Here is a 14,063-nt window from a genome sequence, read left to right as displayed (position 1 = left end):
TCCCCAGAGTTAACGCCGCGAAAAACTTACTCGCAACGCCCGAAAAGCCAAAAGTGATGCAGAAAGGACACGGATTCTGCCGCGCCGAACCGGAGCGATCGGCCGGAATCGGGAGCGCCCGCCCCGCCTGACGGGCGGAACGGGCGCATCCTGTGGATCGGTGCTGGCGTGACCGGCTATTCGGCCGCGGCCGTTCCCGCCGTACCGACTCGGCCGGTCCGCTCCAGCTTGCCCCAGCCGACGAACCAGCCGCCCAGCGCCGAGCTGATCGCGCGCAGCACCACCCAGTACATCAGCTGGCGATAGACGAAACGCTGCGCCACCAGCAGCAGCGCCGGGTAGCGGATCCGCCGGCTGTTGAGCCGATAGGCGACCCAGCCGCAGCCCACGTCGATCGCGGTGAACGCCACCCAGTAGATCGCCATGGTGCCGACGTCGCCGCGGGTCTGCTCCCAGCCATGCTGGGCGATCCGCACGCCGGTGGCGAAGATGGCGGACACGAGCGCGAGGTCGATCAGCGGCGAGATCGCGGCGAAGATGATCTGGAACACCCAGGCCTGGGGTAGCCCGATCCAGGCGAGACCGCGCGCCTGCTTGTCGCGGTACAGGCCGCGATGCTTCCACAGGCACTGGAGCGTGCCGAACGCCCAGCGATAGCGCTGCTTGGCGAGTGCCTTGAAGCTCTCAGGCGCCTCGGTCCAGGCGACAGCATCCGGATCATAGGTCACCCGCCAGCCGGCGCGCTGGATGGCGATGGTGAGGTCCTGATCCTCGGCGAGCGTATCCTCGGGATAGCCGCCGACCGCATCGAGCGCGGCGCGCCGCCACGCGCCGACCGCGCCCGGCACGACAGTGATCGCGTTGAACCCGGCCAGCGCGCGCCGCTCGAGATTCTGCGCGGTGATATATTCCACCGCCTGCCAGCGGGTGACCAGATTGACCCGGTTGCCCACCTGCGCGCTGCCCGCCACCGCGCCGATCTTCTCGTCGGCGAACCAGCGCGCGAGGCGGCCGATGGTCTCGGGCTCGAACTGGGTGTCGGCATCGAGCGCGATGATCACCTCGCCCTTGGCCTCGCGCAGCGCGCGGTTGAGCGCCGCCGCCTTGCCGCCATTGACCAGGGTGAGCAGCGTCACCCGCGGATCGTCGCCGAACGCCGCCGCGACGATCGCGCTGGTGCGGTCCTTCGATCCGTCGTCGGCGACGATCAGCTCGATCGCCGGATAGTCGCTGGCGAGCACGCGGCGCACCGAGGATTCGATCACCCGCTCCTCGTTATAGGCGGGGATGATCACCGAGACGGTGGGCGTGAACACCGGCGGTTCGCCGCGCTCGCGCAGCCGTTGGCGCAGCGCCAGTCCGGCGAGGATCACCGCGCGGGCGATGCCGAGCGTGATCGCGATGAAGAACATCCAGCGCAGCCCCGACGCGACCGCCGCGAGCGCGACGAAGATCGCCACGTCCGCCCGCACCGCCAGCAGGTCGCTGCCGCGGATCGGCGGCATCACCGCATCGTAAGAAAGCCCGGCGAGCTTCGAAACCGGCACGAAGCTATAGCCGCGCGCCCGCAGTTCGCGGATGATCCGCGGCAGCGCCTGGATGGTCTGCTCGCGATTACCGCCGCCATCGTGGAGCAGCACGACGTTGGTGGAGTGGTCGGGTCGGGCGCCCGCCACGTCGTCGAGCACGCCCTGCACGATCGCATCGGTACCCGGCCGCTTCCAGTCGTCCGGATCGACGTGCAGGCCGACTACCGTATAGCCCTGCTTCTGCGCCACCACGGCCGGATCGAGTTCGTCCGGGGTGGTCGGCTCGGCGTCTCCGAAATAGGGCGCGCGGAACAGCCGCATGCCGCGGCCCGTATAGGCCTGCACCAGCCGCTGGGTGGCGTTCAGCTCCAGCGCGGTGCTTGCCGCCGAGGTGGTGGCGAGATTCGGGTGGGTATAGGTGTGGTTGCCCAGCTCATGCCCCTCGGCCACCAGCCGGCGCAGCAGCAGCGGATGCTGGAGGCCGTTCTCGCCGATGATGAAGAAGGTCGCGGGCACATGCTCGGCCTTGAGGATGTCGAGAATGCGCGGCGTGTAGGTGGGATCGGGGCCGTCGTCGAAGGTCAGCGCGATCTCGTGCTTCGAGGCGCCGGTGCGCATGACGACATAGGGCGTCGGCAGCTGCGGATACTGGACGTCGCGGATCATGTTGGCGGCATCGAAGCTGATCGCGCGCTGGCCCACCGTCGGCGTCGAGGTGACGCGCAGGATCTCGCCCGGTCCCTCAACGTCGACATTGGTGGCGGGCACGATCCGGCTCAGGTCCGGCCGGCCGCCATGGCGATAGGCGAGCAGCGCGGTCCACACGCCGGCATCCTCGGTGCCCAGTCGCCACAGCCCCACGCTGCCGACACCGGCGGCGCGGACCGCCTGCAGCTGGTTCCAGGTGGCAGTGGCGTCGACCATCCAGATTTCGTGGTGCTTGCCGTCCTCGTCATAGGCGAAGGCGCTGTTGCCGCTGGTCTTGTCGAAGGTGACCTTGGCGTCGCTGTCCCGCGCCGCCGACCAGGCCTCTTCGATGCTCATCGCGTCGGTGCCGTCGCCGTGATAATCATAGGCGTAGCTGGCCAGCGCGACGATCAGCTTGTTCGCGCCGACCTTGGCCACGGCGCTGCGCAGCTCGTCGACGAACCAGGGCTGCGAGGCGATCGGCCCGGCGGTGCCGCCCTGCCAATGCTCGTCATAATCCATCAGGATCACGCGATCGGTCACCGCGGCGAAGCGCTTGAGATCCCAATTGGTATCGCCCGCCGGCACGGTGACGGCGAGCAGCTTGTCCTTGGGCATTGCCTTGTTGATCTGGTCGAGCAGCTGGGCGTAGCCCGGCAGCGAGCCGGGCTGCAGGCTCTCGAAGTCCATCACCAGCCCGGGCAGGTTGCGCGCCTTGACCATGGCGGCGAGATCGCGCGCGAGCTTCGCGCGGGCCGCCGGGCTGGCCATCAGCTTGGCGGAGCCGGCAGTGTCCCAGGCTTCGTCGGACACGTTCTGCACCATCGGCAGCACGCGTGGACGACGCGGCGCGGCGGCGACGATGCTGGCGAACTTGGGATCGTCCAGCACCTGCATCGCATGGTTGGCGCCCGTCACCGAGACGAAGGCGGGCACCACCCAGTCGAGATCGCCGATGTTGCGGCGAAGCGAGTCGGCGCTCGCCGGGTCCCAGGGCACATAGAAGCCGACGGTGAGCGGCGCGCCCGGCTTCTTCGCCGAACCGCCCGGCAGCCAGCGCTGCCCGCGCGGCTGGCCGCGCGCGCTGAGCGAGCGCAGCGCCGCGGGCTTGGCATTCTCCCACCGCACCGGCAGGTCCTGCGCAGGCGGCACATTGACGATGGTGGCGGCGAACACGATCGCGGCGAGCAGCACGCCGCCGATCAGCGCGAACACCGTGCGCATCGTCCAGCGCTTGCGGCTGCCGGTGGGGTCGAAGAATACGGGACGCGACATCGATGCTCTTTCGAAACGCGCGAAATTCTGCCCGGCGCGTGGCGGGCCCGCGCCTTATAAGAGCCGAAATTAACCGAGGCTATACGCCCGAGGCTGGGTAGTTTCCCGGAGATCCCGTGGGATCACACCGCGCTGCTGAAGCGGGTGGCGGCCGGTCCGCGATGGCTGTCGATCGCGCTGGCGATCACCCGCGCATAGGGCAGCGCCCCGGGCGCCAGCAGCAGCACGCTGCCTTCCCAGCGCACCAGCTTCAGCGCCGCGAACCGCGCGAGCCGCAGCGCGATCGCCGCGCGGCCGCCGATGCCGCCCAGATCGGCGCGCCCCTGGCAGAGCAGTTCCTCGATCGCGGCCGCCCGCCACTGATCGTCGACCGAGCGCCGCACCCCGCGCGCAGCCGCGAACCTGCCGGAGGAGATGGCCATGTGCCAACGGCCGGCATTCTTCTCGTTCTGTACCAGCAGGTCCGGGAACTGGCTGATGGCGCTGGCGCCCAGCCCGATCAGCACCTCGGCCTCGTCCTCGGTGAAGCCCTGAAAATTGCGCCGCAGCCGGCCTTCGCGCGCCGCGACTGCGATGGCGTCGCCCGGCCTGGCGAAATGGTCGAAGCCGATCGCGGCATAGCCGGCCCCCGCCAGCTTCTCGTACGCCAGCGCGGCCTGGGCAAAGCGGACTTCGGCGCCGGGGAGCGCGGTCGCATCGATGCGGCGCTGGCGCGGGATCAGGTGCGGCACATGCGCATAGCCGAACACGGCGAGCCGATCGGCACCCATCGCCACGCTCTCTTCGATCGACTCAGCCAGCATCTGGTCGGTCTGGCCCGGCAGACCGTACATCAGGTCGAAGTTGATCGACTCGATCCCGGCGTGGCGCAGCAGGTCGACGGTCCCGGCAATGTCGCCGCGCGGCTGGACGCGGCCGATCGCGCCCTGAAGCGCGGGGTCGAAGGTCTGCACGCCGAGACTGACGCGGGTCGCGCCGGCTTCCGCCAGCGCGCCGGCCCAGGCGGCATCGAAGCCGCGCGGATCCACCTCCACCGACAGCACAGGGGCGCCGGCACCGAATGCGGCCTTGGCTTGCGTTACCAGCCGGAGAAAGGCCTCGAGGGCGATGGCATTGGGGCTGCCGCCACCGAACGCGATCCGCCCCACCTGCCCCCGCCCGCCTAGCCGCCTTGCGACCAGCTCGATCTCCTCCGACAGCCTGGCGAGATAGGCATCGAGCCGCGCGGTGCGGTTGGCGGCGCCCGTGTTGCAGCCGCAATACCAGCAGATCGCGTGGCAAAAGGGGATGTGGAGATAGAGCGACAGCTCGGTATCCGCGTCCACCCGATCCAGCGCCGCGGCCATGTCCGCCGGCCCTACCCCCTCGTGGAACTCTGCGGCCGTGGGATAGCTGGTGTAGCGCGGCACCGGGGTGGCGAGCAGATCGGGATGATAGGTCCACATGGCTCGCGCTTGCACCGCCGCGCGGGCCGCGTCGCTTGGGAATGTCCCGTATCCTTGCCGCCCGCGCCGCGCGGGCGTAGGCGCAGGGCCATGCAACTCGACGACCAGCTAGTCCGCTATTTCGGTACCGCCGATCTCGGCGCCCTCACCCCGCCCGCGCTCGCCTCGGGCATCGAGCGGATGAAGGTCGATCTCGGCCTGGAGACCGATCGTCCCCGCCGCTTCGCGCTCTGGGCGCTGCTGTTCATGCTCGGCAACGCGCCCGATCTCGATGTGACCTTCGAGGAGGAGGCAGACCGCGAGGCCGCCCGCAACTTCATGGACCTGTCCGACCAGCAGGACTGACCCGCCCCCGACACAAAAGCGGCGGACCTTTCGGCCCGCCGCTCCAGGTATTGGGAGACATTTATGTTTTTAGGAACGCATCAGAAGGTGAGGCGCGCACCCAGCGTGTAGGACCGGCCGATCGGATCGTAGATCGTCGGGAAGGTGTTGCCGCTGTTGTACGACGTACCGCCGACGCCCGAACCCACCAGCGGCGGATCCTTGTCGAGCAGGTTGTTCACCGTCAGGTTGAAGCTGAGGTTCTTGGTCGGGCGCACGCCGAACGACAGATCGAAATAGTCGTACGCCTTGATGCTGCGGAACGCCGGCAGGATGTTGGCGACCGAGTCTTCCAGCTTCACGCCGCTGATGTGGGTCCACAGCAGCGAGACGTCGAAGCCCGGGCGATCATAGGTCAGGCGACCGTTCCAGCGGGTCTTCGCTCGCGGATTGGTGCAGCCGCCCGGGCTGTACCGGCCGGTGCAGTCGCGGTTGATCGAGTTCGGGTTCGCCTGGAAGCGGTAGTAATCGAGCCAGGTGCCGTTGAAGCCGATCGTGATCGCGCCGCTGTCGTGAATGCCGACGTCGTCGAGCAGCACGCGCTGGTTGACGCCTAGGTCGATGCCCGCGGTCTTGATCAGGCCGAGGTTCGAATAGCTGAGGATCACGCCCGGCGTCTCGCCCGCGCCGTTGAGCGTACCGGTCAGCGGGTTACGGCCGATCAGTGCGCAGAAGGCGTTGTTCGAGAAGCTGGGGTTCAGCGTCGCCGAATAGCAGCCGTTCAGGATGTCGGCCTGCGCCGGCTGGGTGATCGCGTTCGACACCTTGATCCGGAAATAGTCGACGGTCGCCGAGAAGCCCTTGAGGAACGACGGTGCGAACACGCCGCCGAGCGTGAGGGTCTTGGCCTTTTCGACGTCCAGGTCGCGGTTGCCCGCGGTGGTGTTGTTGATCTGGCCCGAGCTCGGCTGCGGGATCGATCCGATCGTGCCGGCCGGCGCACCGGTGGCAACGCACAGCGCGGCGAGGTTGGCGGCGACCGAGGCACCCGCGCACGGATCGACCGTGAGGTTGCCCAAGCCCTGCACCGGCGACTGGAACAGTTCCTGGATGTTCGGCGAACGGACCGCGACCTGATAGGTGCCGCGGAACTTGAAGCCCTGGATCGGTTCCCAGGTGCCGCCGGCCTTCCACGTCGTGCTGCCACCCGTGGTGGTGTAGTCGGAATAGCGGATGCCCGCTTCCGCCGTCAGCTTGTAGATGAAGGGCTGGTTCTCGATCAGCGGGGCGATGAGCTCGCCGAACACTTCCTTGACGCTGTAGTCGCCCACGTCCGGCGGGGTGCGCGCGCCGGTGCCGAGCACTTCGCCCTGCACCTGCGACGGGCCGTCCGGCTGGCTGGCGGCGCTGATCTTGCGATATTCGGCACCCGCCGCGAACGCGATCTTGCTGGCGGCGAGCGGCGAGGCGAACAGGTCGCCCGAAAGGCTGCCGGTGACGACGGTCTGGCGCACCTTGCGGTTGATGATCGCGTCCAAATTGACGAACGCCGCCTGTGCCGAGGTGATCGAGCCGTTCGGCCCGAACAGGTTGAGCGGCACGCAGCCATTGGTGGTGTCGGCGCAGCGGATCGTGCCGCTCGCGTCGCGATAGGCGCGCAGTGCCTGCTGGACCTTGCTGAACGAGCCCCAGCGCTGGCGCGTCTGGTTCTGCGTCGTCTCGCCATATTGCGCCGAAACGTCGTATTTCAGCCCCGTGGTGATGTCACCGCGGAAGCCGCCCTGCACCTGGAACATCTGCGATTCGAACAGGTTGCCGCGCGGGCCGAACTCGGTGAAGCGGCGCTGCGCCACCACCGCGATCTCGCGATAGCCGGGCGTGCCCGGGCCACCCTGCACCGCCGCCGCGGTGGCGCAGTCCGCCGCCGAGATCTTGCTCGCCGTGCACAGCTGGCTGCGGATGCCGCTCGGCAGATAGGGGTTGTTCAGGCCAAGCTGGTAGGTGTTGTTGAACGTGCCCGACGATGCGAGCTGGGTCGCGATCTTGTTGCGGGTGAACATCGCCGAGCCGTAGAATTCGACGCCGTCGGTGATCTCGTACCGGCCCGCCGAATAGACGTTGATGCGGTCGAGCGGGGTCTGGAAGTAGGTGCCGATATTGGTGTTGTAGGTGTCGTTGGCGGTCGCCGACTGGAGCAGCCCGGTCGTCGGGTTCACCACTGCGCCGAAGCTGCTGGCGGGCAGGCCCAGCGCCGCGTTGCTCGGCGCGCCGAAGATCGTGACCTGCGCGGTGCTCGAGCCGGCGAACGAGCCGGTCGTCGAGCTGATCGGCACCGCGCTGACCGAACGATCGAGGTGGAGCAGCGGATCGGCCTTGGTGTAGCCGACGCTGAGCACCACGTTGCCGCGGCCATCGGCGAAGTTGCCGCCGACGACGAGGTCGGCCTTGAAGCGCTGGCTATCGCCGCGCTCGGACACGCGGTAGCTCGCCGAGGCGTCGATGCCCGAGAAGTCGCGACGCGTGATGAAGTTGACGACACCTGCGACCGCATCCGCGCCGTAGGTGGACGACGCGCCGCCGGTCAGCACTTCGACCTGCTGCAGCAGCGCGACCGGGATGTTGTTGGTATCGGTCAGGCCATCGAGGCCGTAGGGCACCAGGCGGCGGCCATCGAGCAGCACCAGCGTGCGCTGCTCGCCGATGCCGCGCAGGTTGAGCGTCGACGAACCGTCCGAACCGTTGTTGACGCCCGCGCCGATCGACGGGCGAATCGCCGGGAGGTTGCGCAGCAGGTCATCCGCGGTGCCCGGCTGGCGAAACTGGATTTCCTGCTGGCTGATGACGTTGACCGGGCTTGCCAGCTCCAGGTCGGGCCGCGAGATGCGCGATCCGGTGACGACGATTTCGCTGGCCGGTTCGGCCTGCGTCTCGGATTCCGGGACGCTTTGTTGCTGCGCAAAGGCCGGCGCTGCGATGCTGGCGACCAGCATCGTCGACGCAAGCAGACAGCTTCTTAGGGTAGACGTCATCAAAAGCCCCTTGTTTGAAATTTTCTCCGCAGCGGGCGCAACTTTCGTGCGCTTCCGCAGTGCGGCATGTCTGCACGTTCTCCCCCTGATGGCAACGCGTGGGACACGCCTGGAAACAAAATGTCACGGAACTGTTGCGCATTTGCAATGGTATGGAAGGCGCAGCGTGTCCGCCGGGACATTTGCCGCCGCAACGGAAAGCCGGTAGATGCGAACGACAATTGCGCCTGTCCGCGCCGCCACCGGAACCAGCTCGACAATCAGGCGATAGAGGCGCGCGGACATGCAAACAGGGGATGCCAAAATGGAAAGTCCAAGCGATATCGGCGTATCGCGACGGGGATTGCTGACGAGCGGCGCGGCCTGCGCCGCCGTGACGGCATTTCCTGCCAGCGCCAGCAACAAGGAACCGGTCGCGCCGATGGAGTCGCCCCCCACTTTGCCCGTCCAGCTCAAGGTCAACGGCAAGTCCACGGAGCTGACCGTCGACACCCGCACCACGCTGCTCGACGCGCTGCGAGAGCATCTCCACCTCACCGGCACCAAGAAGGGTTGTGACCATGGCCAGTGCGGCGCCTGCACGGTGATGGTCAACGGCCGCCGCATCAACTCCTGCCTCAGCCTGGCGGTGATGCATGACGGTGACAGCGTGACCACCATCGAAGGCCTGGGCACCCCCGAGGACCTGCACCCGATGCAGGCGGCGTTCGTGAAGCATGACGGCTATCAATGCGGCTATTGCACGCCGGGGCAGATCTGCTCGGCGGTGGCGGTGCTCGACGAGATCAAGGCGGGCATCCCCAGCCATGTCGCCGCCGACGTCGCCGCCAGCCCCGCCTTCTCCGAGATGGAGATCCGCGAGCGGATGAGCGGCAATATCTGCCGCTGCGGCGCCTATTCCAACATCGTCGAGGCGATCCGCGAAGCCGCGGGGCGGAGGCAGGCATGAAGGCTTTCGAATATACCCGCGCGAGCAGCCCGGCCGACGCCGCCGCGCTCGCCGCCAAGACCCCCGGCGCCAAGTTCATCGCCGGCGGCACCAACCTGCTCGACCTGATGAAGCTCGAGATCGAGACGCCGGCGCATCTGATCGACGTCAACAAGCTCGCGCTCGACCGGATCGAGGAAACGAGCGATGGCGGGCTGCGCATCGGCGCGCTGGTGCGCAACACCGATCTCGCTGCCGACAAGCGCGTCCGCCGCGACTATGCGGTGCTGACCCGCGCGATCGTCGCGGGTGCCTCGGGCCAGCTGCGTAACAAGGCGACCACCGCGGGCAACCTGCTCCAGCGCACCCGCTGCCCCTATTTCTACGACCCCAACCAGCCCTGCAACAAGCGCAAGCCCGGCAGCGGCTGCGCGGCGATCGGCGGGTTCAGCCGCCAGCTCGCGGTGATCGGCACCAGCAAGGCCTGCATCGCCACCTATCCGGGCGACATGGCGATCGCGATGCGGCTGCTCGACGCGACCGTGGAGACGGTGAAGCCCGACGGCAGCACGCGCAAGATCGCCATCGCCGACTTCCACCGCCTGCCCGGCGATACGCCCCATATCGACAATACGCTGCAGAACGGCGAGCTGATCACCGCGGTCACCCTGCCCAAGCCGCTCGGCGGCAAGCATTTCTACCACAAGGTGCGCGACCGCGCGTCCTACGCCTTCGCGCTCGTCTCGGTGGCGGCGGTGGTGCAGAAGGACGGCACCGGCCGCGTCGCCTTTGGCGGCATGGCACACAAGCCGTGGCGCGTGGAAGCCGCCGAGGCCGCGCTCCCCAAGGGGGCTGCCGCGACTGCAAAGATCGCCTTCGCCGGCGCCACGCCGACGCACGACAATGCCTTCAAGCTCCCGCTGGCCGAGCGCACGCTCGCCGCGGTGCTGAGCGAAGCAAGGGGCTGAGCCATGAAGTTCGATACCCCCGCCACGACCAACCCGATCGATCGCCTCAAGGTGGTCGGCAAGGCCACCGACCGGATCGACGGTCCGCTCAAGACCACCGGCCGCGCGCCCTATGCCTATGAGCGGCACGATGTCGCGCCGGGTGCCGCATACGGCTATGTGCTGGGCTCGGCGATCGCCAAGGGGCGGATCACCGGCATGGACCTCAGCGCCGCCAAGGCCGCGCCGGGCGTGCTCGCGATCGTCACCGCCGAGAATGCCGGCAAGCTGACCAAGGGCAATTTCAACACCGCCAACCTGCTCGGCGGGCCCGAGATCGAGCATTATCATCAGGCGATCGCGCTGGTGGTCGCCGAGACCTTCGAGCAGGCGCGCGCCGCCTCGTCGCTGATCCGCGTCGACTATGCGCGCGGCAAGGGCCGGTTCGATCTCAAGGCGGAAATGGCGAGCGCCACGCTGCCCAAGGAAGGCTTTGGCGGCCCGGCCGAGAGCAAGGTCGGCAATTTCGATGGCGCCTTCGCCAGTGCCCCCGTCCAGCTCGACGCACGCTACACGACGCCCGATCATTCCCACGCGATGATGGAGCCGCACGCCTCCACCGCCAAATGGGAAGGCGACCAGCTGCTGCTCTGGACCTCCAACCAGATGATCAACTGGGGCAAGGGCGATGTCGCGCGCACGCTGGGTCTCCCGAAGGAGAAAGTGCGGCTGATGTCGCCCTTCGTCGGCGGTGGGTTCGGCGGCAAGCTGTTCGTCCGCACCGATGCGATCCTCGCGGCGCTCGGCGCCAGGGCGGCGGGAAGGCCGGTCAAGGTGTCGCTCCAACGCCCGCTGATCGCCAACAACACGACGCATCGCCCGGCAACGATCCAGCGGATCCGCATTGGCACCACCAAGGACGGCAAGATCACCGCGATCGGCCATGAGAGCTGGTCGGGCGACCTGCCCGGCGGCGGCCCGGAGACGGCGGTGAGCCAGACCCGCCTGCTCTACGCGGGCGAGAACCGGCTGACCTCGATGCGGCTCGCGGTGCTCGACCTGCCCGAAGGCAATGCGATGCGCGCGCCGGGCGAGGCACCGGGCTTGATGGCGCTCGAAATCGCGATGGACGAGATGGCGGAGAAGCTGGGGATGGACCCGGTCGCGTTCCGCGCGCTCAACGATACCCAGGTCGATCCCGAGGCCGCCAACCGTCCCTTCTCGCAGCGCCAGCTGATCCAGTGCATGCAGATCGGCGCGGAAAAGTTCGGCTGGGCCAAACGCGCCAAGACGCCGGGTGCCACCCGCGAGGGTCGCTGGCTGATCGGCATGGGCATGGCTGCCGCATTCCGCAACAACATCAACGGCAAGTCGGGCGCGCGCGTGCGGCTGGACGGCAAGGGCGTCGTCACGGTCGAGACCGACATGACCGACATCGGCACCGGCACCTACACCATCATCGCCCAGACCGCGGCGGAAATGATGGGCGTGCCGCTGGATACGGTGGTGGTGCGGCTGGGTGATTCCAGCTTCCCGGCATCTTCCGGCTCGGGCGGCCAATGGGGCGCCAACAGCTCGACCGCGGGCGTCTACGCCGCCTGTTCGATGCTGCGCGACAAGGTGACCGCGGCACTGGGCTTCAACTCGGCCGACGTCGTGTTCGAGGACGGCAAGGTGCGTGCGGGCAACCGCAGCGTGGCACTGGCCGACGCGGCCAAGGGCGGTGAAATCGTCGCCGAGGACTTCATGGACTATGGCGACCTTGCCAAGAAGGTCCAGCAATCGACCTTCGGCGCGCATTTCGTGGAAGTCGCGGTGGATGCCGCGACTGCCGAAGTGCGGGTGCGGCGGATGCTGGCAGTCTGCGCGGCTGGGCGGATCCTCAACCCGAAGTCGGCGCGAAGCCAGGTGATCGGGGCGATGACGATGGGTGTCGGATCGGCGCTGATGGAGGAACTCGCAGTCGACAAGCGCTTCGGCTACTTCGTCAACCACGACCTCGCCAGCTACGAAGTGCCGGTCCATGCCGACATCCCGCACCAGGAGGTGATCTTCCTCGACGAGACCGATCCCACGACATCGCCGATGAAGGCGAAGGGCGTCGGCGAGCTCGGCCTGTGCGGCGTCGGCGCGGCGGTGGCGAATGCGATCCACAATGCCTGCGGGGTGCGGGTGCGGGATTATCCGGTGACGCTGGACAAGCTGCTGCCGGGGATGCCGGCGTTCGTGTGAGGCGCATCGATCCTATCCCGTAAGGGGAGGTGCGTTGATCAAAGGACCTGGTCATCCCCGCGAAAGCGGGGATCCATTGGCGCTGATGCTGCGGTTCCTTCCCCCAGCGCGCAGGCGAATGGATCCCCGCCTTCTCGGGGATGGCGATCGTTTGGCGAGAGCTGAGATCGACTTACGGCCACCGAACTCCAGCATCATGCCGCCGGGATCTTGGGGTGGCGCTCCGCCCCCTCCCCCGCTACAGCACCCGCGCCGGGGGGCAGGCTGAGGGAGTAGATGGACCACCACCGGACCACCCGCCGCGTCCGCGCGATCGTGCGCCGGCATGGGCCTACCGCCCAGACTTGGCGCCGCCGCGTCGCGTTCCTCGGCGGTGCGATCGTCATCGGTCTCGTCGCCTTCGCCTTTGCCGAAGCCGCCGACTGGGCCGCGCGCCGCTTCACCACGCTGGAGCGGACCTGGTGGTGGCTGCCCCTGCTCCTCACCCCCGCCGGCTTCGCGTTCTTCGCCTGGGCGACCCGGCGCTTCGCCCCCGACGCGACGGGATCGGGCATCCCCCAGGTGATGGCCGCCACCCGCGATCCCGACGACGCGATGACCAGCCTCACCTCGGCCAAGACGGTCGTACTCAAGCTGATCCTCACCATCGGCGCGGTGCTGGTCGGCGCCTCGACCGGGCGCGAGGGTCCCACCGTGCAGGTCGCCGCCTCGATCATGGGCTATGCCCACCGGCTCGCCCGCGTGCCGATCCGCGCCTCGGTGTTCATCGCCGGCGGCGCGGCGGGTGTCGCGGCGGCGTTCAACACGCCGCTGGCCGGGGTCGCCTTCGCAATCGAGGAACTTGCCGCCGCCTATGAGCAGCGCATGGCGGTGCTGGTGATGGCCGCCGTGCTGATCGCCGGCATGACCAGCCTCGGCATCGCCGGCGACTATGTCTATTTCGGTGCGATGCGCAGCACGCTGCCGCTCACCCAAGCGGTGCTCGCCGCCCCCGTTGCGGGGGTGGTCGGCGGCCTTGCCGGGGGCCTGTTCTCCCGCCTGATGTTGGCCGCGGGTGGATCGGACTGGCGGCCGCTGGTCGCGGTGCGCCGCCACAAGCTCATCTTCGCCGCCGCCTGCGGGCTCGTGGTTGCCATCCTCGGCGTGACGGCGGGGCTCACCTGGGGCACCGGCTATGACGCGGCCCGCAGCGCGATCACCAACGGCGCGATCCCCTGGTGGTACGCCCCCGCCAAGTTCGCGACGACGCTCGCCACCGCCATCGCCGGCATCCCCGGCGGCATCTTCGCGCCGTCGCTCTCCGTCGGCGCCGGCGTCGGCGACCTCGTACGACCGATGTTTCCCACCGCCCCGGGCGGGACGATCGTGCTGCTCGGCATGGTCGCCTATTTCACCGGCGTCGTCCGCGCGCCGCTGACCGCGGTGATCATCATCGCCGAGACCACCGCCAGCCGTGGGCTGATGCTGCCGCTGCTCGCCGCCGCGCTGATCGCCGACTTCACCGCACAGATCGTCTCCAAGGAACGCCTGTATCACGGCCTGTCGCTGCGCTTCGGCCGCATGCCCGAACCTACGCAGGTGCAGCATGAATCCGACGATCGGGGGAACGGATCGGTCCCGCGCGCGTAACGATCCTGTGGCGGGCGCCCATCTTTGGCGCCCCGATG

At 68.4% G+C, this 14,063-nt stretch carries 9 protein-coding genes; 5 read left to right on the top strand and 4 right to left on the bottom strand.

Annotated elements, in window-relative coordinates; genetic code table 11:
• Window positions 1-176: 176 nt before the first annotated feature.
• A complete protein-coding gene (locus BM009_RS19580; RefSeq protein WP_093298758.1) occupies window positions 177-3,491 on the bottom strand; it encodes a trifunctional glycoside hydrolase family 18/polysaccharide deacetylase/glycosyltransferase family 2 protein in 3,315 nt (1,104 codons plus the stop codon).
• Between the two features lie 122 nt (window positions 3,492-3,613).
• Window positions 3,614-4,936, bottom strand: coding sequence for an oxygen-independent coproporphyrinogen III oxidase (gene hemN / locus BM009_RS19575; protein WP_093298756.1), 1,323 nt, complete (start codon window positions 4,934-4,936; stop codon window positions 3,614-3,616).
• Between the two features lie 90 nt (window positions 4,937-5,026).
• On the opposite strand from hemN, the gene BM009_RS19570 reads away from it, so the two are divergent.
• Window positions 5,027-5,281: a hypothetical protein gene (locus tag BM009_RS19570; RefSeq protein WP_093298754.1), complete on the top strand. Its 255-nt coding sequence runs from the start codon at window positions 5,027-5,029 to the stop codon at window positions 5,279-5,281.
• 80 nt (window positions 5,282-5,361) lie between these two features.
• Here BM009_RS19570 and BM009_RS19565 read toward each other — a convergent pair whose 3' ends face one another.
• Both BM009_RS19565 and BM009_RS22725 read right to left on the bottom strand, forming a co-directional pair.
• Window positions 5,362-8,289 (bottom strand): TonB-dependent receptor domain-containing protein, encoded by a 2,928-nt coding sequence (locus BM009_RS19565; protein ID WP_093298753.1) that lies wholly within the window; start codon window positions 8,287-8,289, stop codon window positions 5,362-5,364.
• A 123-nt stretch (window positions 8,290-8,412) separates the two neighbouring features.
• Window positions 8,413-8,694: a hypothetical protein gene (locus BM009_RS22725; protein WP_175488125.1), complete on the bottom strand. Its 282-nt coding sequence runs from the start codon at window positions 8,692-8,694 to the stop codon at window positions 8,413-8,415.
• On the opposite strand from BM009_RS22725, the gene paoA reads away from it, so the two are divergent.
• The 4 genes from paoA to BM009_RS19545 all read left to right on the top strand — a co-directional run bounded on the left by paoA (window position 8,594) and on the right by BM009_RS19545 (window position 14,025).
• Window positions 8,594-9,238, top strand: coding sequence for an aldehyde dehydrogenase iron-sulfur subunit PaoA (paoA, locus tag BM009_RS19560; RefSeq protein ID WP_093298751.1), 645 nt, complete (start codon window positions 8,594-8,596; stop codon window positions 9,236-9,238). The two genes, BM009_RS22725 and paoA, sit on opposite strands and share 101 nt — an antisense overlap.
• Window positions 9,235-10,185: an FAD binding domain-containing protein gene (locus BM009_RS19555; RefSeq protein WP_093298750.1), complete on the top strand. Its 951-nt coding sequence runs from the start codon at window positions 9,235-9,237 to the stop codon at window positions 10,183-10,185. Before paoA ends, BM009_RS19555 begins: the two co-directional genes overlap by 4 nt.
• Before the next feature lie 3 nt (window positions 10,186-10,188).
• Window positions 10,189-12,396 (top strand): aldehyde oxidoreductase molybdenum-binding subunit PaoC, encoded by a 2,208-nt coding sequence (gene paoC / locus BM009_RS19550; RefSeq protein WP_093298749.1) that lies wholly within the window; start codon window positions 10,189-10,191, stop codon window positions 12,394-12,396.
• A gap of 276 nt (window positions 12,397-12,672) precedes the next feature.
• Complete coding sequence (locus BM009_RS19545) at window positions 12,673-14,025, top strand: chloride channel protein (protein WP_093298748.1); 1,353 nt, start codon at window positions 12,673-12,675, stop codon at window positions 14,023-14,025.
• Window positions 14,026-14,063 lie beyond the last annotated feature (38 nt).

Origin of the sequence: Sphingomonas sp. NFR04, from assembly GCF_900114095.1 — a bacterium.
Classification (GTDB): Bacteria; Pseudomonadota; Alphaproteobacteria; order Sphingomonadales; family Sphingomonadaceae; genus Sphingomonas.
This window is presented reverse-complemented; position numbering and strand designations above follow the sequence as displayed.